At 72.4% G+C, this 25,482-nt stretch carries 21 protein-coding genes and 1 tRNA gene; 18 read left to right on the forward strand and 4 right to left on the reverse strand.

Annotated elements, in window-relative coordinates; genetic code table 11:
• The first annotated feature begins 170 nt into the window (after positions 1 to 170).
• From ACFVHO_RS38085 to ACFVHO_RS38110, 6 genes are all read left to right on the forward strand, one after another.
• A complete protein-coding gene (locus ACFVHO_RS38085) occupies positions 171 to 1,070 on the forward strand; it encodes a LysR family transcriptional regulator (protein ID WP_385725102.1) in 900 nt (299 codons plus the stop codon).
• 280 nt (positions 1,071 to 1,350) lie between these two features.
• Entirely contained in the window at positions 1,351 to 2,217 is an 867-nt protein-coding gene (locus ACFVHO_RS38090) for an ABC transporter permease (RefSeq protein WP_385725103.1), read from the forward strand.
• Between the two features lie 20 nt (positions 2,218 to 2,237).
• Complete coding sequence (locus ACFVHO_RS38095) at positions 2,238 to 3,272, forward strand: ABC transporter substrate-binding protein (protein ID WP_385725104.1); 1,035 nt, start codon at positions 2,238 to 2,240, stop codon at positions 3,270 to 3,272.
• A 37-nt stretch (positions 3,273 to 3,309) separates the two neighbouring features.
• Positions 3,310 to 4,179 (forward strand): ABC transporter ATP-binding protein, encoded by an 870-nt coding sequence (locus ACFVHO_RS38100; protein ID WP_385725105.1) that lies wholly within the window; start codon positions 3,310 to 3,312, stop codon positions 4,177 to 4,179.
• A gap of 123 nt (positions 4,180 to 4,302) precedes the next feature.
• Positions 4,303 to 4,857 carry a helix-turn-helix domain-containing protein gene (locus ACFVHO_RS38105; RefSeq protein ID WP_385725130.1) on the forward strand — a complete coding sequence of 185 codons (555 nt, stop codon included), beginning with the start codon at positions 4,303 to 4,305 and terminating at the stop codon, positions 4,855 to 4,857.
• Complete coding sequence (locus ACFVHO_RS38110) at positions 4,854 to 5,426, forward strand: GNAT family N-acetyltransferase (RefSeq protein WP_385725106.1); 573 nt, start codon at positions 4,854 to 4,856, stop codon at positions 5,424 to 5,426. Before ACFVHO_RS38105 ends, ACFVHO_RS38110 begins: the two co-directional genes overlap by 4 nt.
• 27 nt (positions 5,427 to 5,453) lie before the next feature.
• On the opposite strand, the gene ACFVHO_RS38115 is transcribed toward ACFVHO_RS38110, so the two are convergent.
• Together ACFVHO_RS38115 and ACFVHO_RS38120 are read right to left on the reverse strand one after the other, a co-directional pair.
• Positions 5,454 to 6,314 carry a sugar phosphate isomerase/epimerase family protein gene (locus ACFVHO_RS38115; RefSeq protein ID WP_385725107.1) on the reverse strand — a complete coding sequence of 287 codons (861 nt, stop codon included), beginning with the start codon at positions 6,312 to 6,314 and terminating at the stop codon, positions 5,454 to 5,456.
• Complete coding sequence (locus ACFVHO_RS38120) at positions 6,311 to 9,775, reverse strand: ThuA domain-containing protein (RefSeq protein WP_385725108.1); 3,465 nt, start codon at positions 9,773 to 9,775, stop codon at positions 6,311 to 6,313. Before ACFVHO_RS38120 ends, ACFVHO_RS38115 begins: the two co-directional genes overlap by 4 nt.
• Positions 9,776 to 10,053: 278 nt before the next feature.
• Between ACFVHO_RS38120 and ACFVHO_RS38125 the strand changes: the two genes are divergently transcribed.
• The 3 genes from ACFVHO_RS38125 (at position 10,054) to ACFVHO_RS38135 (ending at position 13,057) form a co-directional block, all read left to right on the forward strand.
• Positions 10,054 to 11,031 carry an alpha/beta fold hydrolase gene (locus tag ACFVHO_RS38125; protein ID WP_385725109.1) on the forward strand — a complete coding sequence of 326 codons (978 nt, stop codon included), beginning with the start codon at positions 10,054 to 10,056 and terminating at the stop codon, positions 11,029 to 11,031.
• A gap of 97 nt (positions 11,032 to 11,128) precedes the next feature.
• On the forward strand, positions 11,129 to 11,485 hold the full coding sequence (locus tag ACFVHO_RS38130; RefSeq protein ID WP_385725110.1) for an MmcQ/YjbR family DNA-binding protein: 357 nt from the start codon (positions 11,129 to 11,131) through the stop codon (positions 11,483 to 11,485).
• Positions 11,486 to 11,683: 198 nt separating this feature from the next.
• Positions 11,684 to 13,057, forward strand: coding sequence for an MFS transporter (locus ACFVHO_RS38135; RefSeq protein WP_385725111.1), 1,374 nt, complete (start codon positions 11,684 to 11,686; stop codon positions 13,055 to 13,057).
• A 144-nt stretch (positions 13,058 to 13,201) separates the two neighbouring features.
• Here the strand turns inward: ACFVHO_RS38135 and ACFVHO_RS38140 are convergent, their stop codons facing one another.
• Both ACFVHO_RS38140 and ACFVHO_RS38145 read right to left on the reverse strand, forming a co-directional pair.
• On the reverse strand, positions 13,202 to 14,098 hold the full coding sequence (locus ACFVHO_RS38140; protein WP_385725112.1) for a transketolase family protein: 897 nt from the start codon (positions 14,096 to 14,098) through the stop codon (positions 13,202 to 13,204).
• A 122-nt stretch (positions 14,099 to 14,220) separates the two neighbouring features.
• The gene (locus tag ACFVHO_RS38145) at positions 14,221 to 14,922 is read right to left on the reverse strand and encodes a transketolase (protein WP_385725113.1); all 702 of its coding nucleotides are present in this window, start codon (positions 14,920 to 14,922) and stop codon (positions 14,221 to 14,223) included.
• Between the two features lie 127 nt (positions 14,923 to 15,049).
• On the opposite strand from ACFVHO_RS38145, the gene ACFVHO_RS38150 reads away from it, so the two are divergent.
• The 9 genes from ACFVHO_RS38150 (at position 15,050) to ACFVHO_RS38190 (ending at position 25,461) form a co-directional block, all read left to right on the forward strand.
• Positions 15,050 to 15,123, forward strand: a tRNA-Pro gene (locus ACFVHO_RS38150).
• 307 nt (positions 15,124 to 15,430) lie between these two features.
• Positions 15,431 to 19,318 carry a Pls/PosA family non-ribosomal peptide synthetase gene (locus tag ACFVHO_RS38155; protein WP_385725114.1) on the forward strand — a complete coding sequence of 1,296 codons (3,888 nt, stop codon included), beginning with the start codon at positions 15,431 to 15,433 and terminating at the stop codon, positions 19,316 to 19,318.
• 71 nt (positions 19,319 to 19,389) lie between these two features.
• Entirely contained in the window at positions 19,390 to 20,721 is a 1,332-nt protein-coding gene (locus ACFVHO_RS38160) for a M1 family metallopeptidase (RefSeq protein WP_385725115.1), read from the forward strand.
• Between the two features lie 385 nt (positions 20,722 to 21,106).
• Positions 21,107 to 21,730, forward strand: a complete 624-nt coding sequence (locus tag ACFVHO_RS38165; protein ID WP_385725116.1) for a bacilysin biosynthesis protein BacA — start codon at positions 21,107 to 21,109, stop codon at positions 21,728 to 21,730.
• Positions 21,727 to 23,001, forward strand: coding sequence for a DUF6421 family protein (locus ACFVHO_RS38170; protein WP_385725117.1), 1,275 nt, complete (start codon positions 21,727 to 21,729; stop codon positions 22,999 to 23,001). The genes ACFVHO_RS38165 and ACFVHO_RS38170 overlap by 4 nt, the downstream gene beginning before the upstream one ends.
• 63 nt (positions 23,002 to 23,064) lie before the next feature.
• Positions 23,065 to 23,514: a nuclear transport factor 2 family protein gene (locus ACFVHO_RS38175; RefSeq protein ID WP_385725118.1), complete on the forward strand. Its 450-nt coding sequence runs from the start codon at positions 23,065 to 23,067 to the stop codon at positions 23,512 to 23,514.
• Positions 23,511 to 24,446 carry a branched-chain amino acid transaminase gene (locus ACFVHO_RS38180; protein ID WP_385725119.1) on the forward strand — a complete coding sequence of 312 codons (936 nt, stop codon included), beginning with the start codon at positions 23,511 to 23,513 and terminating at the stop codon, positions 24,444 to 24,446. The genes ACFVHO_RS38175 and ACFVHO_RS38180 overlap by 4 nt, the downstream gene beginning before the upstream one ends.
• The gene (locus ACFVHO_RS38185; protein WP_385725120.1) at positions 24,443 to 25,147 is read left to right on the forward strand and encodes an AzlC family ABC transporter permease; all 705 of its coding nucleotides are present in this window, start codon (positions 24,443 to 24,445) and stop codon (positions 25,145 to 25,147) included. Before ACFVHO_RS38180 ends, ACFVHO_RS38185 begins: the two co-directional genes overlap by 4 nt.
• The gene (locus tag ACFVHO_RS38190) at positions 25,144 to 25,461 is read left to right on the forward strand and encodes an AzlD domain-containing protein (protein ID WP_385725121.1); all 318 of its coding nucleotides are present in this window, start codon (positions 25,144 to 25,146) and stop codon (positions 25,459 to 25,461) included. The genes ACFVHO_RS38185 and ACFVHO_RS38190 overlap by 4 nt, the downstream gene beginning before the upstream one ends.
• Positions 25,462 to 25,482 lie beyond the last annotated feature (21 nt).

The raw sequence follows: 25,482 nt of genomic DNA on the forward strand, positions 1-25,482 counted from the left end.
GTCCTCAATCGCCGGACGGGCTGAGATGTGCCGGGCTGTTGGGCAGATGGTGCAAGTTTGGGCGGGTGGGTGGGAGAGAGCCCGTCCGGCGTTTGAGGACGAGGCGCGGAGCGCCGATGGGGGGCCAGGGGCGCAGCCCCGTGTGCGGGCCGTGGTGGGAGAATGAGCGCATGATCGAAGCGCGTCGGCTGCACATCCTCCGCGCGGTGGCCGACCACCGCACCGTGACCGCAGCGGCCGCCGCCCTCTACCTCACCCCGTCCGCCGTATCGCAGCAGCTCACCGCCCTGGAGCAGGAGACGGGCCACCGCCTGGTGGAGCGCTCCGCGCGAGGCGTCCGGCTGACGCCGGCGGGCGAGATCCTGCTGGCGCACACGAACGCCGTGCTGGCCCAGCTGGAGCGCGCCGAGGCCGAGCTGGCCGCGTACGACGCGGGAAGCGCGGGCACGGTGACGCTGGCGTCGTTCGCCACCGGCATCGGACTCGTCGTCGCCCCCGCCCTCACCCGCCTCGCGGAGACCGCCCCCGGCATCCGCGTCCGGGTCCAGGACGCCGAGGGCGACGCCAGCCTGCCGATGGTCCTGGACCGGCAGGTGGACGTCGCGGTGGCCGTGGAGTACCGGGGCGCGCCCGGGGCGGACGACTCGCGGCTCACGCGGGTACCGCTGTACGCCGAGCCGTTCGACGCGGTCCTGCCCGTGGGCCACCGGGCCGCCGACAGCGAGCGGGTGCCGCTCGCCGAGCTGGCCAAGGACCCGTGGATCGGCCCGTTCCCGGGCAACCCCTGCCACGACGTGGTGGTCCTCGCCTGCGAACAGGCCGGGTTCCAGCCGGTCCTCGAGCACACGTCGGACGACTTCCGCGCCGTCGTCGCCCTGGCCTCGGCGGGCGCGGGCGTCGCCCTCGTACCGAGGTCCGCGCTGCGCGGGATGGACATGGCGGGGGCCGTGGTCCGGCCGGTGGACGGGATCACGCCCACGCGCCGGGTGTTCGCGGCCGTGCGGCGCGGCGCGGAGACGCATCCGCTGATCGCCCCGGTGCTCGGCGCCCTGGGCGACGCCGCGGAGTAGGCCACGGCGGCACCCGCCCCGCCCGGCGCCCCGCCACACCCCCCCCGGAATTCCGCGTTCGGAACTTCGCAACGACGTATTGACCCTGTGGTCGGCGAGTCATTAGCGTGGCGGACACCGTGTCAGAAAGCGCTTTCTGAAACGTACGGAGCGTGCGGAGCGCCTGGTGTGCGTGCCATGCGCGAGGTGCGCGAGGTGCGTGAGGTGCTTTCGCGAGGCGGTTCCGGCAGCAACTCGAGGTAGCCCTGACGACCTTCGCCGACGTTCCGGGGAGTCCACCGTGAGTCAGCGCGTCCTGTCCCGTACTGCCCCGAAAGAAGCGGCGGGTGTCGCCGAGCGCACCCGGCCCGGCCCGCGCCGCCGCGCCCTCGACGCGGCCGAGAAGACCTGGCGGCCGCTCGCCCTGCTGCTTGTGTGCTTCGGCGCCTGGTGGGTGATCGCCGCCGCCGGCTGGGTCGAGTCGTATCTGCTGCCCACCCCCGGCGCCACCCTCGACGTGATCGTCGACAAGCCCGGCTATCTATGGGAACACGGCTGGGTCACCACGTACGAGACCCTGCTCGGCTTCGTCATCGCCGTCGGCGTGGGCATCCTCAGCGCCGTCGTGATGGTGTACTCCACGACCGTCGAGAAGACCCTCTATCCGATTCTGCTCTTCGCCCAGGTCGTGCCGAAGATCGCCGTCGCTCCGCTGTTCGTCGTCTGGCTCGGCTTCGGCATCGGCCCGAAGGTCCTGATCGCCGTCCTGATCGCGTTCTTCCCCGTGGTGATCTCGATGGTGACCGGGCTGAAGGCCGTGGACCCGGAGATGCTCCAGCTCTCCGCCACCATGGGCGCCCGGCCCTGGCAGACCTTCCTGAAGATCCGCTTCCCGGCCTCGCTGCCGCATCTGTTCTCCGGCCTGAAGGTCGCCGTCACGCTGGCCGTGACCGGCGCCGTCGTGGGCGAGTTCGTCGGCGCGAACGAAGGCCTCGGCTACGTCATCCTGCAGGCCAACGGCAACCTCGACACCCCGATGCTGTTCGCCGGGCTGCTCGTGATGTCGCTCATCGGCGTCGTCCTCTTCGTCCTCGTGGAGATCGCCGAGAAGCTGCTGCTGCCCTGGCACGCGTCCCGCCGCGACTCCGCCGCCACCATCACGCTCTGACGGGAGAAGGGCCGACCCCCATGCAAGCGACGCGCAGAAACCGACTCCTCACCGGCCTCGTCCCGCTGCTCCTCGTCTCCGTCACGGCGACGGCCTGCGGCGGGGACGACAAGACCACCGTCAGCGACTCCGGCGAGAAGCTGGACAAGGTGACGCTCACCCTCAACTGGTATCCGTACGGCGAGCACGCCCCGTTCTACTACGGCAAGCAGCGCGAGATCTTCGAGAAGCACGGCATCGACCTGGAGATACGGGCCGGACAGGGCTCCCAGAAGACGGTGCAGGCGACCGGGACCGGCCGCACCGACTTCGGCTGGGCCGACACCCCTGCCGTCCTCGCGGGCGTCGACCAGGGCGTCAAGGTCAAGAGCCTCGGCGTCTACCTCCAGACCACGCCCGCGTCCGTGCAGTCCTTTGACGCCGAGAGCATCGACGCGCCCGCCGACCTCAAGGGCAAGACCGTCGCGGGCACCGCGGGCGACGCGCTCACCAAGACCTTCCCGATCTTCCTGCAGAAGAACGGCATGGACCTGGACGACGTCCAGGTCCAGAACACCGACCCGGCGGGCAAGATCGCCGCGGTGATCTCGGGACGGACGGACGCGCTCCTCGGCTACGCCAGCGACCAGGGCCCGATCATGCAGAACAAGGCCAAGAAGGACGTCTCCTACCTGCGCTTCTCCGAGCACGGCCTGAACTTCTACTCCAACGGCCTGATCGCCGGGACCAAGACCCTGCGGCGCGGCGGCGACCTCGCCAAGCGCATGACGGCGGCCGTCAGCGAGTCCTGGGCCGCCGCCGAGAAGTCCCCGGGGCCCGCGGTCGCCGCGATGGAGGGCGCGTCCGAGCAACTGCCGCCCCGCGAGGTGCTCTCGGAGCAGTTCAAGACCACGCTGACGCTGCTCCACACGGACGCCACCCGGGGCAAGGCGCCCGGCGTCAACACCGAGGCCGACTGGAAGCAGACGATCGACGTCTTCGCGGAGGCGGGCATGGTCAAGAGCCCGAAGCCGGTCGCCGAGTACTGGGACGCGGCCAACGGGGTCAAGGGATGAAGCGGCCGACGGGATCCGGGGACAGCGGAGGCAGGGGATGACGACCGTGAACGACACGGCACTGAACAAGTCCGACGCGACTCCCGACCGGACCGGCGCTGACACCGCCACCGGAACCGGCACTGGCACCGACACAGCGCCCGCCGTCCGCCTCGACGACGTCTCCGTGCGCTTCCGCACCAAGCGGAGGGACGTCACCGCGCTCACCGACGTCTCCCTCGACGTGCCGCGCGGCGAGTTCGTCGCCATCGTCGGCCCTTCGGGGTGCGGCAAGTCCACGCTCCTCAAGCTGGTCGCGGGGCTGCTCGCGCCGTCGGCGGGCGCGGCGGTGCTCGGCGGGGAGCCGGTGCGCGGACCGCGTCGCGACATCGGTTACGTCTTCCAGCGCGCCGCCCTCCTCGACTGGCGCTCGGCCCGCCGCAACATCCTGCTCCAGGCGGAGATGCGCGGGCTCCCCGCGCCCGCGGCCCGCGCCCGTGCCGACGAGCTGATCCGCATGACCGGCCTCGACGGCTTCGAGGACGCCTACCCGCACGAGCTGTCGGGCGGCATGCAGCAGCGGGTCGCACTGTGCCGCGCACTGCTGCACGAGCCGCCCGTCCTGCTCATGGACGAGCCGTTCGGCGCCCTGGACGCACTCACCCGCGAGCAGATGAACGTCGAACTGCACCGCATCTGGCGCGAGACCGGCACAACGGTGCTCCTGGTCACCCACTCCATCCCCGAAGCCGTCTATCTGGCCGACCGCGTCGTGGTGATGAGCCCGCGCCCGGGCACGGTGACCGAGATCATCGACGTCGGACTGCCCAGGGAACGGGCGTACGCGGCCACGCTCGCGTCGGCCGGGTTCCGCGAGGCGACGGGACGGATCCGGGAGCTGTTGGGGGCGGCGGGGGCGCACGACTGAGGGGCTTTCCCGAGGCCGGGCGATGGTGGCGCCTCTCGTATATGGGATAGCATCCCAAATATGGGACACGATGAAGGGGTGTCGGCCCCCACGACCGACAGGAACCCGGCCCCCGAAAGTGACATGGACGTGGACGCCCGGCTCGCCACCCGCCTGGCCGGGCTGCGGGCCGAACACGGCTGGCCCCTCGGCGAGTTGGCGGAGCGCAGCGGTGTCAGCAGGTCGACGCTCTCACGGGTCGAGCGCGGCGAGATCAGCCCGACGGCCGCGACCCTGAACCGCCTCTGCGCCGCCTACGGCCGCACCATGTCGCAGCTCCTCAGCGAGGTCGAGGCCAAACCGGCCCAGCTCGTGCGCGCCGCGGAGCAGACCGTGTGGGCGGACGAGGAGTCCGGCTTCGTACGGCGGTCCGTCTCGCCGCCGCACGCGGGCCTGCGCGGCGAAGTGGTCGAGGGCACACTCGCACCCGGAGCCGACCTGGCGTACGACCGACCGCCCGTCCCAGGGCTCGAACAACACCTCTGGGTCCTCGACGGGGAGCTGGAGGTGACGGTGGGCGGCGAACCGCACACGCTCACCACCGGGGACTGCCTGCGGTTCCGGGTGTGGGGCGCCACCCGCTTTCGGTGCGGGGGCGGAAGCCCCGTGCGCTACGCGCTCCTGGTGGTGGCACCGTGACGACGATCCCGGACCTGGGCGCCGAGCGACTGACGGCAGCCCGACTCACCTCACTGGCACGCGAATTGGGCGACCTCCTGATCGACGCGGTGGACGACGGCGCGTCCATCGGATTCCTCACGGGGCTCGACGACGAGAGCGCCGCGCGCTGGTGGCGCGACCGGGCGGCGGACGTGGCCGCCGGACGCGTCGCGACCTGGGCCGTCCGCGAGTCCGGCCGCGTCACCGGCACCGTGAGCCTCGCCTTCGCCGACAAGCCCAACGCCCGCCACCGCGCCGAGCTCGTCAAACTCCTGGTGCACCGCGAGGCGCGCGGCCGCGGCCTCGGCCGGGCCCTGCTCACCCTCGCCGAACGAGAGGCCGCACGCGCGGGCCTGACGCTGCTCCTCCTGGACACCGAGACGGACAGCCCCGCCGAGACCCTGTACGTCACGGCGGGCTGGACCCGCGTCGGCGTCGTGCCGGACCACGCGGCGGATCCGGCGGGAGTGCCGCGTCCCAGCACCTTCTTCTACAAGAGCCTGGTCCAGGGCCCGGACGGGGCCCTGGACCAGGAGCGACAGCCGTAGCGGTTCAGTGTCGCGGCGGCGCCGCGGTCAGTACCGCAACGCAGCCAGATACCGATAGCTGTTCCACGCCGTCGCGAACGGGTCCGCCGGGTTGTCGTGTTCGACCAGCCACTGCCGCACCCCGCCCCGGCGCGCGTGGTCGAACATCGCCGCGAAGTCCAGCGTCCCCGACCCCACGTCGGCGAAGTCGCCGTTCGCGGCCATGTCCTTGACGTGCAGTGCGGGGAATCGGGACGGGTGCCGGGTGAAGTAGGTTCCGGGGTCGGCGCCGCCCTTGACGGCCCAGTACACGTCCAGTTCGAAGGCGACGAGATCGGGGTCGGTCTCCGTGACGAGGATGTCGTACAGGTTCACGCCGTCGACCACGGCGTGGTCCGAGCCGTGGTTGTGGAAGAGCACGGGGCCGAGGCCCGCGTCGCGTGCGGCGCGTCCGATGCGGTTGAACTCCCTTGCCGCCTCGCGGAATCCGGCGGGGGAGTGCAGCGCGCCCGGCAGGCTCGGTACGACGGGCCAGGTCGCGCCCAGCGTGTGGAGGTCCGTGAGGGCCTGGTCGAGGCCGGGGCCGCGCAGGACGTCGTACGCGACGTGTTCGAGGACGGCTTTGAGGCGGACGTCGTCCAGGATGTGGCGGATGGTGGCCGCGGAGTGTCCGTGACGGCCGCTGACGCCGACCGTCGCGTAGCCCATCGCGGCGAGCCGTTGCAGGGTGCCGGGGAAGTCCTGGGCGAGGGCGGTGCGCATCGTGTAGAGGTGCATGCCGATGCCGCCGCGCGGGATGCGACGGCACGGGCGCCGATGTGCTGGTGCCGCCCGCGCGGGCAGTCCGGTGCCGACCGCCGCCGCGAGGCCCAGCGACGTACCGAGAAACGCCCGTCTGGTCGCGCTCATGACCGTCCTCCCTTCGCGGGCGGCCGCACGGTGATCCGGACCGAGCCGGTCGTCGTGTCGCCCTTGTCGTCAGTGACGGTCAGCCGCGCCGTGTAGGCGCCCGCGCGCGGGTACGTGTGCTCGGCCGTCGGTCCCTCGGTGCCGCCGGGCTTGGAGTTGTCCCCGAAGTCCCAGTGGTACGAAGCGACTTCGCGCCCGGCGGGCAGCTCCGGCTTGCCGGTGAGGCGGACGGTGAGCGGCGGCGCGCCGCTGTCCGGTGCGGCCGTGACCGTCACCCGGGCGTGCGGGGTCTTCTCCACGCCGGGACCGTTGAAGTGCAGCCAGTCCACGGTGAGCAGGTCCGGCTTGTCCTCGGCCCACTGCGGGTTGGTGAACACGGCGTACAGCTTCGTCGTGCCGTCGTGGCGGGCGAGCTTCGCGGTGGGGGAGACGAAGTTGCTGTAGCTGCCGGTGTTCGGCACCGTCACCTTGCCCAGGAGCTTGCCCGTCGGCGAGCCCGCCCGGAACTCGACGTCCCCGCCGAGCCCTCCGGAGGCCGCGCCGACCGTCACCGAGTCCACGCCCTTCAGGTGCACCGGGTCGAAGGCGACCCAGTCGCCGTGCTCGATCTCGATGAGCCGCTTCCCGCCGGACGCGTCGGGACGGCTGCCCGTCTCCGCGCCGCCGTGCGCGCCCCCGGTGGCCGTGCGGTGCTCCGCCTCCCGCAGCGAGGTCCGCAGCGTCAGCGCGTCCGAGCCGGTGAGGGCGGGCACGCCCGGCGTGCCCTTGTCCGTGTACTGGGCGGTGATGCCGTAGTACAGGTTCTGACCCGGGCCGTGGCTGTCGCCGGCGTCCGTGACGATCTCGCCCTCGCAGCCGGTGTAGTTGTCGAGCGGATGCAGATGCGAGTCGTGGCCGAGCTGGGACTGGACGACGACCTTGGAGCAGTCGATCTTCCGGTCCTCGGGGTCGGTGACCTTCACCGTGAACGGGATGGTGTCGCCGAAGCTGAACATCCCGCCGTCCGGGGGCTGTTGGAGCGTCACTGTCGGCCGGGTGTTGCCGACGGTGACCTCCCGCACGGCGAGCCCGGTCAGATCGCCCGGCCCCGTGACCTTCAGGCGCGCGGTGAACTGGCCCTTCTTCGTGTACGTGTGCGTCGGGTTCGCCGCCGTGGAGTCGGTGTTTCCGTCGCCGTCGAAGTCCCACGCGTACGTCACCGGCTTGCCGTCGGGCAGACCCGAACCCGCGCTGGAGAACGCCACCTTCAAGGGCGCCTTGCCGTTGTCGGGCGTGGCGCTCACGCGGGCGTCGGGCAGCCGCTTGTCCGCCACGTAGTCGATGCGGTAGATGCCCGCGCCCTCGTTGCTGCCGCCGCGGCCCGTGCCGCTGCCGAGCCCGAAGTCGATCACGTACATCGCGCCGTCAGGACCGAAGTCGGCGTCGAAGGGCTGGTTCCACTTCATGTCCGGGAAGATCCCGTTGATCGAGTGCAGATCACCCGCCTTGGCGGGCGGGAACCGGGGATCGGTGAACTCCTGGTCCTTCTCCTGCACCGAGAACGCCTTGAACCACTGCCGGGTCAGCTCGTACGTGAACCACTTGCCCTCGAAGTACTCGGGGAACTTCGTCCGGTACGGGTTGTCGGCGTCGTAGTCGTAGACGGGGCCGCTCATCGGGCCGCCGCCCCCGGTGCCCAGCTCGGGGAAGCGCTCGGAGGCGGAGTAGGCGTACCAGACGTCGGCGGCCTTCGCGGGCGGCAGGTCCCGCAGGCCTGTGTTGTTCGGCGAATTGTTGACGAGCTTGCCGCAGTCGAACTTCGCGCCGGGCTTCTGGGCCGCGAAGTCGTAGTCGTTGAAGGAGGTGTTGTCGCCCACGCAGTACGGCCAGCCGTAGTTCCCGGCCTTGGTGATCCGGTTGAACTCCACTGTTCCCTCGGGGCCGCGGTCGGGCACGGCCTGCCGCGCGTCCGGGCCGTAGTCGGCGACGAGGAGCGCGCCGCTCACCGGGTCCGTCGTGATCCGGAACGGGTTGCGCATGCCCATCGCGTAGACCTCGGGGCGCGTCCTGTCCGTGCCGGGCGCGAAGAGGTTGCCGTCCGGGACCGCGTACGTACCGTCGTCCTTCGGCGTGATCCGCAGGACCTTGCCGCGCAGGTCGTTCGTGTTGCCCGAGGTGCCCTGCGCGTCCCAGGCGCGGCGCCCCTCGCGCTCGTCGACCGGCGTGAAGCCGTCCGACGCGAACGGGTCGGTGTTGTCGCCCGTCGCGACGTACAGATCACCCTTCTTGTCGAAGGCGATCGAACCCGCCATGTGCGAGTTGGCCCGCCCCTCGCCGCGCAGCGTCGGAATCGTCAGGAGCCGCTTCTCCGAGCCCGGGTCGACCTTGCCGCCCGCCTCCGTGAACCGCGACAGGTTGATGCGTTTCTCGGTCTTGTCCGAGTGCAGCAGATACAGCCAGTGGTTGCTGCCGAAGTCCGGGTCGAGGGCGAGGCCGAGCAGCCCGTCGGACTGGCTCGTCATCTCCGGCGTGTACGCGAAGTCGAGCGCCGTGGTGACCTTCAGCGTCTCCTGGTCGATCACCTTCAGCTTGCCGGTGCGCTGGATGAAGAACACCCGCCGGTCCGGCGCGACCGCCATCTCGAAGGGGTCGGCGAGATCCTCGGTGACCAGCGGCGTCCGCTGGAACGCGCCCGTCTTCGTGGCCGTGCAGTCACCCGCCTTCGCGCCCGCCGCCCACTCGATGCCGCCCAGGAGGTGCCGCAGGAACGCCTGCTCCGAGAACGCCGCGGACGCGTGCCCGCCCGCCGTGTACCAGGAGCGGCCGCCGTCGTAGTTCTGGCACCACGACCACGGGTGGTCCACGCCCTCGTCGAGGCCCTCGACCCCGTCACGCACCTTGATCTGCGCGAGCGTGTGCACCTTCCCGGTCGGATTGGCGCGCCAGTTGTACCACTCCTCCTCGCGCTCCCACAGCTGCGGCAGCCCCTTCGTGGACGGGTGCGCCTGGTCGAGGACCTTGACCCGGCCCTTCTGCACCCGCGGATGCTTGTCGAAGATCGCCCCGACGAGCCCCTCGTACCAGCCCCAGTCCCGTTCGCTCGCCGACGCCGCGTGCAGCCCTACCCAGCCGCCGCCCCCGCGGACGAACTTCTGCAGCGCCGCGCGCTGCGCCGCGTCGAGGAGGTCGCCCTTCTCCGGCGTCGAGTTGGTGTTGTTGAACACGATCGCCTGGAACCGGCCGAGGTTGGCGTCGGTGAAGGCCGCCGCGTCGTCGGTGGCCTCCACCTCGAAGCCGTGCTCGCTCCCCAGCTTCTTGATGGCCTCGATGCCCGCCGGAATGGACTCGTGCGGGTAGTTGGTCACCTTGGAGAAGACCAGGACCCGGAAGGCCGCCGCGGCCTCCGCGCGCGGCGGCGAGGACAGGCCGAGACCGACGAGGAGGGCGAACAGGGAGACGAGGACGGTGAACGGTCTGGACATGCGGGCACTTCGCGTGGAACTCATGGCGCTCCCTGGGCTTGGACGGCTGCCGGTAGCCGGGTGTGCGGTGAGTCGCGGTGACGAGGCGGAGTGCGCGGAACGGTGGGCCGATCGCCGTGGAAAGCGCTTACTCCGCAAGGTTGTTCAGCGTAGGTTCTGCGTCCGGGGAGGGTCAATGGGTCGGCGGGGCCCCGCGCGGCAAGGGGGTTGACGTCCGCCTCGTGGGGGAGGGTGTGCCGGGAGAGACGAGTCGCACCGCACAGCAGAGGAGTGCTCCGATGCCGGACCACGACCAGGCCGACGGGGCCCCGGTCACCTACACCGCGGGGCTGCTGACCGCGTCGGACGGCGTGCCCGTCGCCACGTACACCTGGCTGCCCGCCGGGAGCAGGCCCCGCGCCGTCGTGCAGATCGCGCACGGCGCCGCCGAACACGGCCTGCGCTACGAACGGTTCGCCCGCCACCTCGTCGCCCACGGGTACGGAGCGGTCGCCTCCGACCACCGCGGCCACGGCGCCACCGCGCAGGCCACCGGCGGCTACGGCGTGACCGACACGGCCGACCCCGACAGCGGCGCCGACGCCTGGCGGGCGATCGTCGACGACCTCAAGGCCATCGGCGACCAGGTCCGCACCCTGCACCCCGACGTCCCCGTCGTCCTGCTCGGCCACAGCCTGGGCTCCCTGCTCGCCCGGGACTACGCCCAGGAGTACCCGGACACCCTCGCCGGCCTGATCCTCTCCGGCACGTTCCGCTCGCTGCCCGGAGCCGAGACCGAGGTCGCCGCCGCGCGGCTCGGCGAGGAGATCGCCAAGGGCGGCCGGGCGGCCCGGTCGGCCTTCCTCGCCGAACTCTTCGCCTCCTTCAACGACCCCTACCCCCGCCGCACCGGCTTCGAGTGGCTGTCCCGCGACGAGGCGGAGGTCGACGTCTACGCGGCCGACGAGGCCTGCGGATTCGCCTTCTCGGCGGGCCTCACGCTGGACTGGGTGCGTGCCGTCCGCAAGATCAACGACCCCCGGAACCTGGCCCGCGTCCCCGCCGACCTGCCCATCCACATCGCCGTCGGCACACAGGACCCCTGCAACCAGGGGATGACGCTCGTGTACGAACTCCTGGAGGACTTCCGCTACGTCGGCGTGCGGGACCTGACCTGGAAGGGGTACGAGGGCGCGCGGCACGAGATCCTCAACGAGACGAACCGGGACGAGGTGCAGCGGGACCTCACGGGGTGGCTGGACGCGCGGATCCCCTAGGGCGGGGGTGTGCTCGGAGCGCGGGCCCGAGGTGCCGCCGCTGCCCGCGGCCCGGCCCGGCGGGCGATTGTCAGTCGGCTTGGCTACGGTTCTGGCCATGGTCAACGCCGATGATGTACGCCGTACCGCGCTCGCCCTGCCGGACACGACGGAGAAGCTCGCCTGGAGCATGCCGACGTTCCGCGTCGCCGGGAAGATGTTCGTCACGCTCCCCGAGGAGGAGACGTCCATCGCCGTACGCTGCCCGAAGCTGGAGCGCGACGAACTGGTGCTCGCCGAGCCGGACAAGTTCTGGATCGCGGACCACGAGGCGAGCTTCGCCTGGGTCCGGGTACGCCTGAAGGCCGTCGACCAGGACGAGCTGGCCGACATCCTCGCCGACTCGTGGCGGCAGGCGGCCCCGCCCCGACTCCTGGAGAGCTACCCGGAGTTGGGGGTTCCGGCGGGGGAGTAGCGGGGGGGCGGGGCGCTTAGGTAGGGGGTGACCTGGGCGGTTCCGGGGGGCGGCGGGGGTGCGCGCCCGGATGGCGTGGGGGCGGCGTGCTGGCGGCGTTTTAATCCGGCTGAGCGTGGCCGGATCGCATGGCATGATCCGGCGTCGTGCCGTCGGCGGTCAGCGGGCACCATCGCTCAGCGGAGGGGCGGGTCGGGTATGTCAGGGGTGGCATCGGGGGGTTCGAGGGAGTCGGACGAACCCGGGATACGCGGGAGTGCGGCGGGCGCACGGCCAGGTGCGCCCGGTGGGCTTTGGTCGCGGGACTTCGGGCTCTTCTTCGTCGCGCGGGCCGTCGCCAAGCTCGGCGACACGATGCTGCCCGTCGCCCTCGCCGCCGGAATGCTGCAACACGGGTACGGCGCCGGGGCCGTGGGCCTCGCCATGGCCGCGACCGCCGCCTGCTTCGCGAGCCTCGTCATCTTCGGCGGCGTCTTCGCCGACCGGTTCAGCACCCGGCTGCTGATGATCGGCGCCGACGCGGTGCGCCTCGTCACCCAGTCGCTCGCCGCCGTCTTCTTCCTCACCGGCCACGTGGTGCTGTGGGAGATCTGCCTGATCGGCGCGGTCAACGGCGCCGCCGCCGCGGTGTTCCAGCCCGGCGTCGCCAGCACCGTGCCCCGGCTCGCCGCCGACGTCCAGAAGGCCAACGGCGTGATCCGGGTCGCCGAGTCCGGCGCGCAGCTCGCGGGCCCCGCCGTCGCGGGCGTCCTCGTGGGCCTCGCCTCGCCCGCCGCCGTCTTCGCCGCCCACGCCGGTACGTACGGCCTGAGCGCCCTGTGCCTGCTGCTCCTCAGGCTGCCGCCCGCCGTGCCCGGCAGTCACGCGGCGAGCCTCGGCTTCAAGAAGGATCTGGCCGTCGGCTGGCGGGAGTTCCGGGCCCGCACCTGGCTCTGGGGCGTCATCGCCATCTGGTGCGTCCTGATGATCACCGTCAGCGGTCCGGTCACGCCCCTCGTCGCCGTCACCGTCGTCGACCAGCACGGTTCGGGTACGTACGGCCTGGTCAACTCCGCCCTCGGTGCGGGCACCGTCATCGGCGGTGTGATCGCCCTGCGGCTCCGGCCCCGGCGGATGCTGCGCGCCGGGGCGTTCGCCCTCATCGGCTACGCCGCGTTCCCGGCGTCCGTCGGGGCGCAGGCCGGGGTGGGGCTGATGGTCGTGGGGGCCGTGGTCGCCGGGGCGGGGACCTCGTTCTGGGCGGTGATGTGGGCCACCAGCGTGCAGACGCAGGTTCCGCCGGATGTGCTCAATCGGATCCATGCGTACGACGTCGCGGGGTCGTTGGCGATGTTGCCCGTGGGGCAGGCGTTGGCTGGGCCTGCGGCTGCCGTGTTCGGGGCGGAGCGGGTGTTGTTGATGGGTGGGGTGGTGGTGCTTGTGGTGTGTGGGGCGTTGTTGGCTGTGCCTGCGATACGGGGGCTTGTGCGGGTGGGGGGTGGGGACCTTGCCGGGGGCTCCCCAATCCCGCCCCTTCCCGAAACCGGGGGCTCTGCCCCCAGACCCCCGCTCCTCAAACGCCGGAGGGGCTGAAAATGTGCCGGTGTGGCAACGTCATAGCCCGTCCGGCGATCGAGGACGAGGCGCGGAGCGCCGATCAGCTGGGGTCCAGGGGGCGGCAGCCCCCGGTTTCGGGAAGGGGCGGGACTGGGGGAAAGCCCCGCAGGGCCCCGAACCTCAGCCCAAGAACCCCTCGATCCGCCCGCGCAGCGACCCCGCATCCAAACCGTGCGCCCGCAGATGCTCCTCCACCCGCCCATACCGCCGCAGCTCCCGCCGCCCGACCCCAAGCCCGAGCACCCGATGCGGCACATCCACGAGCGCGTCGTTCACGGCAGCCGTGGACGTACCGGCAAGGTACGGCTCGACCACCACGACGTCCGCCACCCCCGCCGACGCCGCCCGCCGCACGGCCTCCGCGTCGAACGGCCGCACCGTCGTCGCGTAGAGCACCGTCACATCCATCCCCTCCGTGGCGGCGAGCACCTGATCGAGGAGCGGCCCCACAGCGACCACGACCCCGCGCCGCCCCTCCCGCACGGTCAGGAACCGCGTGCCGTCCACCGGCATCGGCGCGGCGTTGGCCTGCACGGACAGCCGGACGTACACCTTGTCGTCGCCCGCGGCGACCGCGTGCCGCAGCAGCGTCTCGGCCTCGTCGGGGTGGCCCGGCACATGCACGGTCCAGCCGTCGAGCGTGTCGAGTAGGGCGACGTCGCCGGGCGACATGTGGGTGAACCCGCCCTCCGGCCAGTCGAACGAAGCGGCCGCGCTGACCAGGACGCCGCCCACGTCCTGATGGCCGAAGTCCAGCTTGATCTGCTCGAAGGGCCGCTCCACCAGGAAGCTCGCGAAGGTGTGGACGACGGGCCGCAGCCCCGCGAGGGCGAGTCCGGCACCGGTGCCGACGAGCAGCTGCTCGCGGATGCCGACATTGATGACCCGGTCAGGATGTGTCCGCATCGCGTCCTTGAAACCGTCCACGCCGATCTCGGCGAGCACGACGGCGACGCGCGGGTCCTCGTCGAGCAGCCGCGTCATGACGGGGGCGAAACGGTCACGCATGGTGTCCATGGGGAACTTGTCCTTCCGGAAGAGGCGGGAGTTAAGGAAAGAAAGAGCGAGAAAGGGGGGAGGGGAGGGGCGCAGAGCCGGACACCGGCATCACGCCGACCCGGGCTCGCTCCACGCGGCCGTCACGCCGACTTCGGCTCCACCCGCGCGATGACCGCGTGCGGCCTCCCCGCGTGCGGCGCCGTGAAGGCCTCGTACAGCGCCTCGTGATCGCGGCCGTCGACGGTGAGCGCGGACCACCCGGCCGCCTCGAAGCGGGCCGCGATGCCGCCGGGGCGGGCGTACGACGCCGACGCGTTGTCGATCACCAGGGTGTGCAGTCGTTCCAGGCCGGCCGGTCCGGCGTAGGCGATGGCCTCGTGGTTGCTGCCCTCGTCCAGCTCGGCGTCGCCGACGAGGACCCAGACGCGCGGGTCGGTGAGGCCGCGGGCCCGTAGGCCGAGGGTGGTGCCGACGGCCAGCGGCAGCCCGTGCCCGAGGGAGCCGCTGCCGATCTCGGCACCCGGGACCAGGACGCGGTCCGGGTGGTGCCCCAGCGGGGAGTCGTACGACCCGAAGCCCTCCAGCCAGTCGACGGGCAGGAAGCCCTTGGCGGCGAGCACGGCGTAGTAGGCCATCGGCCCGTGTCCCTTGGACAGCAGGAACCGGTCGCGGCCCGGATCGTCCGCGCGGTCGGGTGTGACCCTGAGCACGCGGTCGTAGAGCACCCACAGCGCGTCCAGCGTGGAGGTGGCCGCGGGGCCGTGCTTCTCGTCGCCCGTCATGAGGCCCATGAGGCGGGGGAGGTCCGCGTACGTGAAGGTGTGCTCCGTTGTCGTCGTCATGTCGACGAGCGTGCAACCTGAAGTGGACTTGAGGTCAAGCGCGGGAAAGGCGTGAGCGATCACAGTCCCGAGTGCGGTATTGTTTCGGTGCGCGTTCGGCCAGGGGAAACCCCAGGTCAGCGGGCAACGGGACGTGGCGCAGCTTGGTAGCGCACTTGACTGGGGGTCAAGGGGTCGCAGGTTCAAATCCTGTCGTCCCGACTGTGTTTCGCACAGCTCGGAGGCCGTTCTCGCCGTAAGGCGGGGGCGGCCTTTTCCGTTCCCCGCGGTGGGTGGTCGTCGGGTGCCGTGGGTGCTCCTCGGTGCTCGCCGATCGTGATCGCCGCTGGTCGGGGAGCGGTCACACGTCCCGCGCCGGGCCGGTGGCCTTGCTCACTCCGCCGCGCCGCGTTCACGACAAGCGATTAGGCTATGCCGGTTGTTTGGTTCCAGGACCGGACAACCCCAGGCAAACCGGGAGTGGCACGGCGAGCTCCCGGGGATCCGCGGCCTTCGACGATGGGACCCGATGGAAGCCACGCGCACGAACGCTGAGCTCAGCCTGCTCGAAGCGGAGATGAGCGAACAGTTCGGGGAGCCGGCCTTCTTCACCAGCGGGAGCGCCGCCGCACCGCGCACCCTGGTCGACATCCTCGACGCGACAGTGCGGGCACACCCCGACGAACCCGCCCTCGACGACGGCGCCCGCCAGCTGACGTACCGCGCGCTGGCCGCCGAGGTGGAACGGCTACGGCGACGGCTCGACGCCGCCGGAGTCGGCCGGGGCGACCGCGTCGGCGTCCGCGTGCCGAGCGGCACCAACGAACTGTACGTCGCGATCCTCGCCGTGATCGCCGCGGGCGCCGCCTACGTCCCGGTCGACGCCGAGGACCCCGACGAGCGCGCCGACCTCGTCTTCGGCGAGGCCGACGTGCGCACCGTCATCGGCGCCGGACACGCCTTCACCGTCGACAAGCCCGCCGACGCCCCGGCCGGACGACCCGAGCCCGACGACGACGCGTGGATCATCTTCACCTCCGGCTCCACCGGCAAGCCCAAGGGCGTCGCCGTGAGCAACCGCAGCGCCGCCGCGTTCGTGGACGCCGAGGCCGCCCTGTTCCTCCAGGAGGAGCCGATCGGGCCCGGCGACCGCGTCATGGCCGGTCTGTCCGTCGCCTTCGACGCGTCCTGCGAGGAGATGTGGCTGGCCTGGCGCTACGGCGCCTGCCTCGTGCCCGTCCCGCGCGCACAGGTGCGCAGCGGCGCCGACCTCGGGCCCTGGCTGGTCGAGCAGGAGATCACCGTGGTGTCCACGGTGCCGACGCTCGCCGCCCTGTGGGAGCCCGAGGCCCTCGGCGACGTCCGCCTGCTGATCTTCGGCGGTGAGGCCTGCCCGCCCGAGCTCACCCAGCGCCTCGTCACCGAGGGCCGCGAGGTGTGGAACACCTACGGTCCGACGGAGGCGACGGTCGTGGCGTGCGCCGCACTCATGACCGGCGACGAGCCGATCCGGATCGGACTGCCCCTGAACGGCTGGGAGTTGGTCGTCGTCGACGAGTCCGGCCGGCCCGTGCCGATGGGGGAGAGCGGTCAGCTCGTCATCGGCGGCGCCGGACTCGCCCGCTACCTCGACCCGGAGAAGGACGCCGAGAAGTACGCGCCCCTGGAGTCGATGGGCTGGCGGCGTGCCTACCGCAGCGGCGACCTCGTCAAGGCCGACCCCGAAGGCCTGATCTTCCTCGGCCGCACCGACGAGCAGATCAAGCTCGGCGGCCGCCGCATCGAACTCGGCGAGGTCGACGCCGCCCTCCAGGCCCTGCCCTGCGTCTCGGGCGCGGCCGCCGCCGTCCGCACCGCGCGCGGCGGCAACCAACTGCTCGTCGGCTACCTCGTCACCCAGGACGGCTTCGACCACGCGACCGCCGTCGAGAAGCTGCGCGCCGAACTGCCCGCCGCCCTCGTCCCGCTCCTCGCCCCCGTCGCGGACCTGCCCACCCGCACCTCCGGCAAGGTCGACCGCAACGCCCTGCCCTGGCCCCTGCCCGACCTCGACACCGGCGCCGCGGCCGAACAGCTGTACGGCACCGAGGCATGGCTCGCCGAGCAGTGGAGCGAGACCCTCGGCATCCCCGTGACCAGCGCGTCCGACGACTTCTTCGCGATCGGCGGCGGCAGCCTGGCCGCCGCCCAGCTCACCACCCGGCTGCGCACGCGCTACCCGAGCGCCGCCGTCATCGACATCTACGAGCGGCCCGTCCTGCGCAAGCTGGCCCGCCGCCTGGAGAAGTCCGCGCAGGACGACGGCGCCGCCCGCGAGATCACCCCCGTGCCCGTACGGACCCAGGCCGTCCAGGCGGCCCTGCTGCTCCCGCTGTTCACCCTCGTCGGGCTGCGCTGGACGGTCGCGCTCGCCGCGCTCGGCAACGTCCTGCACCTCTTCGGCGCCTACCCGTGGGCCCCGTCCGCCCCCTGGTGGCTGATCGCCGTCGGCGTCCTCGCCCTGTACAGCCCGCCCGGACGCCTCGCCATCGCGGCGGGCGGCGCCCGGCTGCTGCTTCGCGGCGTCAAGCCCGGCAGCCATCCCCGCGGCGGCCGGGTGCACCTGCGCCTGTGGACCGCCGAACGCCTCGCCGAGTACAGCGGCGCGACCTCCCTGACCGGCTCCTGGCTGGAGCGCTACGCCCGCGCGCTCGGCGCCAAGGTCGGCTCCGAGGTCGACCTGCACTCGCTGCCGCCCGTCACCGGGCTGCTCAAGCTCGGCCGAGGCTGCGCCGTCGAGACCGAGGTGGACCTGTCCGGGCACTGGCTCGACGGCGACCGGCTCGAAATCGGCGCGATCAAGGTCGGCGCGGGCGCCGTGGTCGGCACCCGCAGCATCCTGTTCCCCGGCGCCCGCGTCGGCAAGCGTGCCGAGGTCGCCCCCGGCTCGGCCGTGCGCGGCCAGATCCCCACCGGCCAGCGCTGGGCCGGATCGCCCGCGGGCAAGCTCGGCAAGGCCAAGCGCGACTGGCCGAAGCAGCGCCCGCCGCGTGCCGTGCACTGGCGCGCGATGTACGGCATGACCGGCATCGCCCTCAGCCTCCTCCCGGTCGCGGCCGCCGTGCCCGCGTTGTTCGTCTCCCGCGCCTTCGTGCCCGCCGACGCCGCGCTCGGCGAGGCCGTACGCGGCGCGCTGCTCGCCCTGGCCCCCGCGACCCTGGCCTTCGGCCTCGGCTACGCCGTCCTCATCCTCGTCGGCGTCCGGCTGCTCAGCCTCGGCCTGCGCACGGGCACCCGCCCCACCCACAGCCGCATCGGCTGGCAGGCGTGGACCGTCACCCAGCTGATGGACCTGTCCCGGCAGACGCTCTTCCCGCTGTACGCCGGGCTCGTCACCCCCGTCTGGATGCGGCTGCTCGGCATGCGCATCGGACGCGGCGCCGAGGTGTCCACCGTGCTCGCCCTGCCGAGCCTCACCACGGTCGGCGAGGGCGCCTTCCTCGCCGACGACACCCTGACCGCCCCCTACGAACTCGGCGGGGGCTGGGTGCGCATCGGCCGTGCCGAGATCGGCCGCCGCGCCTTCCTCGGCAACTCCGGCATGACCGCGCCCGGCCGCTCCGTGCCCGACGACGGCCTGGTCGGCGTGTTGTCGGCCACCCCCAAGAAGGCCAAGAAGGGCAGCTCCTACCTGGGCCTGCCGCCGGTCAAGCTGCCCCGCGCCGCGGCCGGGTCCGACGACAGCCGCACCTACGCGCCGCCCGCCCGCCTCAAGCTGGCCCGGGCGCTCGTCGAGGCGTGCCGGATCGTCCCCGTGTTCTGCTCGGCGGCCCTGGTGATCTTCGTGGTCGGGCTGCTCGCCCTGGCCGCCCGGCACGGGCTCTGGCTCGCCGCGCTGCTTTCCGGGGCGGTCCTGCTCGCCGCGGGAGCGCTCGGCTGCCTCGCCTCGATCGTGGCCAAGTGGCTGCTCGTCGGCCGGCACCGCACCGGAGAGCACCCGCTGTGGTGCGGCTTCGTATGGCGCAACGAGCTCGCGGACACCTTCGTCGAGATGGTCGCCGTGCCCTGGCTCGCCGGGGCCGTCCCCGGCACCCCGGTCATGAACCTGTGGCTGCGCGGCCTCGGCGCGCGCGTCGGGCGGGGCGTGTGGTGCGAGAGTTACTGGCTGCCGGAGACCGATCTCGTCACGCTCGAAGCCGCCAGCAGCGTGAACCGGGGCTGTGTCCTGCAGACGCACCTCTTCCATGATCGGATCCTGCGGACGGATACTGTGGTTCTCCGTGCGGGCGCCACCCTGGGTCCGGGCGGGATCGTGCTGCCCGGCAGCGAGATCGGAGCCCGGTCGACCCTGGGACCCGCGTCCCTCGTGATGGCCGGCGAGTCGGTACCGGCGGACACCCGCTGGCTGGGCAACCCGATCGAGGCCTGGCGCCCCTGAGGCGACGGGCCGCGTCGCGGGACAGGACGCGCTTCACGTCGTACGAGCACAGGGCAGGGAGCGGACCAGCGTTGAGCGGGCAGCAGAAGACAGCACCGGACCCCTACTTCCCGGGCAACGGTGACTCGCGCTTCCGGGTGCACCGCTACGAGCTGGAGCTCGACTACCGGCCCGCCCCGAACCGGATTGCGGGCGCGGCCCGGCTCAGCGCCATAACGGGCCGGGCGTCGCTGGCCGAGTTCCAGCTGAACCTCGGCGACTTCCGCATCGGCCGCGTCCGCGTCGACGGCCGCGCCGCGCACTACACGCACCGCGGCGGCAAGCTGCGGGTGCGCCCGGCGAAGGCGCTGCCCGCCGGGTCCGCGTTCACCGTCGACGTGCACTACTCGGGCAACCCCAAGCCGGTCAACAGCCCCTGGGGCGGGCTCGGCTGGGAGGAGCTGACCGACGGCGCGCTGGTCGCGAGCCAGCCCGTCGGCGCCCCTTCCTGGTACCCGTGCAACGACCGGCCCGCCGACAAGGCCGCGTACCAGATCTCGATCACCACCCCCTCCGCCTACCAGGTGGTCATCGGCGGCCGGCTGCTCACCCGCACCACCAAGGCCTCCACCACCACCTGGCTCTACGAACAGCCCGCACCCACCCCCAGCTATCTGGTCGGCCTGTCCATCGGCAAGTACCAGACGGCGCTCCTCGGCGACCCCGGGCTCAGCGGGGTGCCGCAGACCGGGCACTTCCCGGCGCACCTCCTCGCCGAGTTCTCCCGGGACTTCGCGCGCCAGCCGCAGATGATGGCGCTCTTCGAGGATCTCTTCGGGCCCTACCCCTTCGCCGAGTACGGCGTCGTCGTCGCCGACGAGGAACTCGACGTGCCCGTCGAGGCGCAGGGCCTGTCGCTGTTCGGCGTCAACCACGTGGACGGCGCGAGGGGCGCGGAGCGCCTGGTGGCGCACGAGCTCGCCCACCAGTGGTTCGGCAACAGCGTCACCATCGCCGACTGGCGGCACATCTGGCTCAACGAGGGCCTCGCCAAGTACGCGGAATGGCTCTGGTCGGAGCGCTCGGGCGGACGCGCCGCCCAGGAACTCGCCGCCGCCGCCCACCGGTTGCTGGCCACACAGCCGCAGGACCTCAAGCTGGCCGACCCCGGCCGCAAGCTGATGTTCGACGACCGGCTCTACGAACGCGGCGGCCTCGTCGTGCACGCCGTGCGCTGCGCGCTCGGCGACGACGCGTTCTTCCGGATGCTGCGCGCCTGGGCCACGGTCCACCGGCACGGCGTGGTCACCACACAGACGTTCACCGCCCATGTCGAGCGGTACGCGCACGGCCCGGTCGACGAGCTGTTCCAGGCCTGGCTGTACGGGACGCGGCTGCCACCGCTGCCCACCGTCGGCGCCTGAGCGGCGCATTGCGGTCGCCGTGACGTGATCCGTACGCCCGCATCGCGAGCGGCGATGAAAGCCGCGCTCTTTTCGCCCGGCCCGTTGGGATTTGTCGGCGGAATTCAGGAAAGCCGGACGGGCTTAATTGGCCAGAGTCCGGGAATCGGCTCCGCAGGCCCTGGACGCCCTGGCCGGGGCGGGGTGTCGCCGCCTAGGATCGCCGACGCGAACCTGAACCGGTGGCACCCGTTCCGGGCGTTGTCCCCGCCTGACCCGAGAAGTGCCGCCCCAGCACGACCGGAAAATTTCGGGAGAAATTCAAGAGGGAGTGGAAAAGATGACGGGGGAACAATTGAGCGTCGCTTCCCCGCTGTGGACGGAGCCCGATCCGGAACCTCGACCGATGGCGGAACCCCCGACGTCCCCGGAGCCGTGGGTGCCGTCGTCGGCGATCGGCGAGATCCGGTACCTGCACACCCTCGGACCCACCGGCACCAACCTGGAGACCGCCGCCCACCTGTGGCTCCGGCGGCGCGGCCGCGCCGACGACGGACAGGTCGTCCTGCACACCTGCCTCGAAGAGGCCATGGCGAGCGTGCCGAGGACCGGCGAACACGCGCTGCTCGCCTGCGCCGTCTACCCCGACCTGCACACCCTCGTCTTCGGCAACCTGCACGTCTGCCGCATGGTCGACTGCTTCCTGTGGCCCACCCACGAGATGGTGCTCGCCGCCCCGCCCGGAGCGCGCGCCGAGCCCCGCACCGTGGCCACCCACCCCGCCCCGGCCGGGCTCGTGCCGGACCGCGCCGCACGGCGCCTGGTGACCAGCAACGCCCAGGCCGCCATCGACTGCGCCGCCGGCCGCGCCGACGCCTGCGTCACCACCGTCGTCGCCGCGCGGGCCCACGGGCTGCGGGTCGTCCGCAGCTTCGGCGAGGTGCCCATGGTCTTCACCGTCCACCACGTCCGGGACCCCGCACGCCACCTGCGGGAACCGGTCCACCAAGGACGGGAATCCGGCCGATGAGCGCCGCCCCCGCCGCGTACCGCCTCCGGGACGACCTGCTCGACGAGGCCACCCGCCTCGGCCACGGACTGCTGCCCCGGATCGACGACTTCCGCACCCGCCAGCGCGACGACGGCACCGTCCCCGCCCCGGACTCCGACGACCGCCGCCGCCTGCTCGCCATCAAGACCGAGGCCGCCGCCTGGTTCGCCGAGCACGGCCGCGCGGCCCAGGCCGACGCGCTCGCCGCCGACATCGACGACTGGCTGGCCGCCGGCCTCGACGAGCCGCCGCACTTCGCCCGCAGCCGCGACGCCCTCACCGCCCCCGCGGACGGCGACTGGGCGGCGTTCCTCGCCCCCGTGCAGACCACCAACAGCGCGCCGCCGGTGGGCCGGCGCCTGGAGTTCTTCCTCGTCCGCCGCAAGGAACCGGACGCGCTGGCCGAACTCGCGGTCCACTATCCGCACCCCAAGAACAACTGCCAGGCCACCGTTCTGCTCGCGGGCAGCGCGGGGTTCGCCCAGGGCAACTGCATCGTCTTCTTCCCCGAGAATGTCGCGGCCCACGACAGAGTCACCGAACAGAATTACGCGATCTTCTTCTTCAACAAATTCCGCCGGATACACGAGACGTTCGCCCTGCCCTCCGCACAGTCCGTGCTCACCGCCGAATCCGTGCCCCAGGACTCGGCCGGACTCGACCCCGAAGTGTGTTACCAGGCACGCGGCGTGTGGGGATATCTCCACGACTACTTCCACCACCAGGGCCGGTGGCCGCTCGACCGGCACGTGAAACTCAAGATGAACTGGTTCATCGGCCTCCTCGAAGAGCTGAAGGTCGACGCGAAGACCGTCCTTGCCTGCCACACGGACCCCGTCGTCCCCTACACCGACGAGCAGATCGCCATGGTCCTGCTCGAGCGCGTGTTCCGGTACCCGCTCGACGCCCACGCCGTCCGCAACTTCGACGCGGGCACCGGCGTGTTCCTCTACTCCTGGCTGCGCGCCCGCCGCGCGCTCACCGCCGACCGCGGCGACCGGCTGCGCCTGGACCTCGACCGGGCCCTCACCGGGCTGCGGGAGCTGGTCGACGCGGTCGAGGGCATGGAAGCGTCCGTCGGCACACCGGCGGAGTACCGCGCGGCGGCCAAGGACCTCGTCCGCACCCTGCTGCCCGAAGGCGCGGACGGCGACCGCTACGCCTTCACCGGCGACCAGCGGACGCTGCTGCGGGCACGGGAGCACCTCATGTCCCTGCCGCCGCTACGGTTCGCACCGGCGGAGCTGTGAGCGGGACGCGGCGGGGCGCAGCCGGATGAACTCGGATGACCACTGACGAGAGGGCGAGCAGCCATGGGAAGCGGTGAGCGGGCCACGCTGGACCGGGCCACGATGGAAGCCGCCGTGCGGCAGTACTTCGAGGCGTGCAACAAGGTCGACCGCGACCTGTTCGCCCGGTGCGTGTCCGAACGGGTCGTGCACTACCTCGCCCACGGCATGTCAGGACCCGTCCCCGGCATCGACCCCATCGTGGAGCGCTGGGGCGCCGACGTGCGGGCCAACGACTCCCACTGGGCCGTCGACGCCGTGTACGCCGACGAGCACACCCGCACCGCCGTCTGCGAGTGGACCGCCTTCAAGCCCCGCCTGGGCAAGGTGCTGCGCGGCGCGGAGGTCTACCGCTTCGACGCCGCCGGACTCATCGACGAGGTCCGCATCTACTACGCGTCCCGCCGCGACGACACCGTCCCCGTCAACGAACTCGAAGGCTTCCCCTACGCCGAGCGGGGCTTCGCCACATGACCCCGGCCACGCCCGCCGCGCCGCCCCTCGACGACCGGGACGGCGTCATCTGGTGCGACGGCGCGTTCGTGCCCTGGCGCGAGGCCCGGCTGCACGTCCTCAGCCACGGACTGCACTACGGCGGCAGCGTCTTCGAGGGCGAACGGGTCTACGGCGGCCGTGTCTTCAAGCTCCACGAACACACCGCCCGGCTCGCCGCGTCGGCCCGCACGATGGGCTTCGAACTGCCCTGGTCCGTCCCGGAACTCGCCGCCGCCACGGCCGAGGCCGTCGCCGTCGCGGGCCTCACCGACGGCTATGTGCGCCCCGTCGCCTGGCGCGGCAGCGACAGCCTGCGCCTGGTCGCGCCGGACAACCGCGTGCACGTCGCCATCGCCGCCTGGCCCTGGCCGCGGATCTTCACCGAAGGCCCCCGCGGCATCCGCCTGCGCACCTCGCGCTGGCGCCGCCCCGCCCCCGACACCGCCCCCGTCAGCGCCAAGACCGCCGCCCTCTACGCCCTCGGCGCCCTCGCCGGACAGGAGGCCGAGGCGGCGGGCCACGACGACGCGCTGCTCCTTGACCACCGCGGCCGCCTCGCCGAGGCCACCGGCGCCAATCTGTTCCTGGTCATCGCGGGGGAGCTGCACACCCCGCCCCCGGAGTGCGTCCTCGACGGCATCACCCGCCGTACCGTCATCGACATCGCCCGCGACCGGAGCCTCTCCGTCGTCGAACGCCACCTGGACCCCCCCGAACTGGCCCGCGCCAGCGAGGTGTTCCTCACCGGCACGGCGTACGAGATCCAGCCCGTCACCGCCGTCGACACCCTGCGGTTCCCCCTCGGCGCCGTCGGGGCCGCGCTCGCGGCGGCGTACGGACGGATCGTGCGGGGCGAGGAGGCGTGCCCGGTGCCCGGCAGGGCCGCCCCCGTGGTGAGCGAGCGCGGATGACGGATCGCGGGGCCGGGCCCGCCCTGCCGGTTCCGGCGGGCGGACGGCGCGGGGCCTGGGCCACGGGGGCCAGGGCCGCCGTGCCGTTCACCGTCGCGATCTTCGCGTTCGGGATCTCCTTCGGCGTCCTCGCCAAGGGCGCGGGCTTCGGCGCGCTCGCCGCGACCTCCATGTCCGGCCTGGTGTTCGTCGGCTCGTCGCAGTTCGCCGCCGTCTCGGTGATCGTCAACGGCGGCGGCTGGGCCGCGGCGGCCGTCGCCGGGACCCTGCTGAACCTGCGCTACCTGGTGATGGGCTTCGCCATCCTGCCCGCCCTGCGCGGCGGCCGGGCCCGCCGCGCCGTCGAGTCCCAGCTCGTCATCGAGGAGTCCTGGGCCATCGCCAGCGACGCGGACGGCCGCTTCGACCGGGTGCGCCTGCTGTCCTCCGGGGTGGTCCTCTGGCTCGGCTGGGTCCTCGGCACCCTGCTGGGCGCGATCGGCCCGTTCAAGGCCGTGGACATCCTCACCTACGGCCTGGACGCCGTGTCACCCGTCCTGTTCTTCCTCCTGCTCGCGCCGCACCTCACCGCCGCGCCCAAACGGACGGCGGCCGCCACCGCCGCCCTCTGCGCCGCGGTCCTCACCGCCGTCGCCGTGCCCGACACCGCCATCGCCGTGGCCTGCGTCATCGCCGTCGTGTGGACCTGGAGGTCCCGATGAGCAGCGACCCGTGGATCGTCGTCGGCGCCCTGGTGGTGACCACCTTCCTCATCAAGGGCGCGGGCTCCCTGGTGATGGGCGACCGCGAACTGCCCGCCTGGTTCCCGAGGTTCGTCGAGTACCTGACGCCCGCGCTCCTCGCCGTCCTCGTCGTCACCCAGCTCGTGGGCTCGGCGGGCACGCACGGCCTGACCTTCGACGCCCGGATCGCCGGCTTCGCCGGGGCCCTGGTGGCCTGGCGGCTCAAGGCCCCCGTACCGCTGGTGGTCCTGGTGGCCGCCGCGGTCACGGCGGGGGTGCGGGCGCTGGGCTGAGGGCGTGTCCCACGACGGGGG

This window comes from Streptomyces sp. NPDC127108, assembly GCF_042677545.1.
Taxonomy (GTDB): Bacteria; Actinomycetota; Actinomycetes; order Streptomycetales; family Streptomycetaceae; genus Streptomyces.

Coding starts and splice junctions, on each gene's coding strand:
- ACFVHO_RS38085 (WP_385725102.1), top strand. CDS start 171: ATGATCGAAGCGCGTCGGCTGCACATCCTCCGCGCGGTGGCCGACCAC.
- ACFVHO_RS38095 (WP_385725104.1), top strand. CDS start 2,238: ATGCAAGCGACGCGCAGAAACCGACTCCTCACCGGCCTCGTCCCGCTG.
- ACFVHO_RS38100 (WP_385725105.1), top strand. CDS start 3,310: ATGACGACCGTGAACGACACGGCACTGAACAAGTCCGACGCGACTCCC.
- ACFVHO_RS38105 (WP_385725130.1), top strand. CDS start 4,303: ATGGACGTGGACGCCCGGCTCGCCACCCGCCTGGCCGGGCTGCGGGCC.
- ACFVHO_RS38115 (WP_385725107.1), bottom strand. CDS start 6,314: ATGAGCGCGACCAGACGGGCGTTTCTCGGTACGTCGCTGGGCCTCGCG.
- ACFVHO_RS38120 (WP_385725108.1), bottom strand. CDS start 9,775: ATGTCCAGACCGTTCACCGTCCTCGTCTCCCTGTTCGCCCTCCTCGTC.
- ACFVHO_RS38125 (WP_385725109.1), top strand. CDS start 10,054: ATGCCGGACCACGACCAGGCCGACGGGGCCCCGGTCACCTACACCGCG.
- ACFVHO_RS38130 (WP_385725110.1), top strand. CDS start 11,129: ATGGTCAACGCCGATGATGTACGCCGTACCGCGCTCGCCCTGCCGGAC.
- ACFVHO_RS38135 (WP_385725111.1), top strand. CDS start 11,684: ATGTCAGGGGTGGCATCGGGGGGTTCGAGGGAGTCGGACGAACCCGGG.
- ACFVHO_RS38140 (WP_385725112.1), bottom strand. CDS start 14,098: ATGGACACCATGCGTGACCGTTTCGCCCCCGTCATGACGCGGCTGCTC.
- ACFVHO_RS38145 (WP_385725113.1), bottom strand. CDS start 14,922: ATGACGACGACAACGGAGCACACCTTCACGTACGCGGACCTCCCCCGC.
- ACFVHO_RS38155 (WP_385725114.1), top strand. CDS start 15,431: ATGGAAGCCACGCGCACGAACGCTGAGCTCAGCCTGCTCGAAGCGGAG.
- ACFVHO_RS38165 (WP_385725116.1), top strand. CDS start 21,107: ATGGCGGAACCCCCGACGTCCCCGGAGCCGTGGGTGCCGTCGTCGGCG.
- ACFVHO_RS38170 (WP_385725117.1), top strand. CDS start 21,727: ATGAGCGCCGCCCCCGCCGCGTACCGCCTCCGGGACGACCTGCTCGAC.
- ACFVHO_RS38175 (WP_385725118.1), top strand. CDS start 23,065: ATGGGAAGCGGTGAGCGGGCCACGCTGGACCGGGCCACGATGGAAGCC.
- ACFVHO_RS38180 (WP_385725119.1), top strand. CDS start 23,511: ATGACCCCGGCCACGCCCGCCGCGCCGCCCCTCGACGACCGGGACGGC.
- ACFVHO_RS38185 (WP_385725120.1), top strand. CDS start 24,443: ATGACGGATCGCGGGGCCGGGCCCGCCCTGCCGGTTCCGGCGGGCGGA.
- ACFVHO_RS38190 (WP_385725121.1), top strand. CDS start 25,144: ATGAGCAGCGACCCGTGGATCGTCGTCGGCGCCCTGGTGGTGACCACC.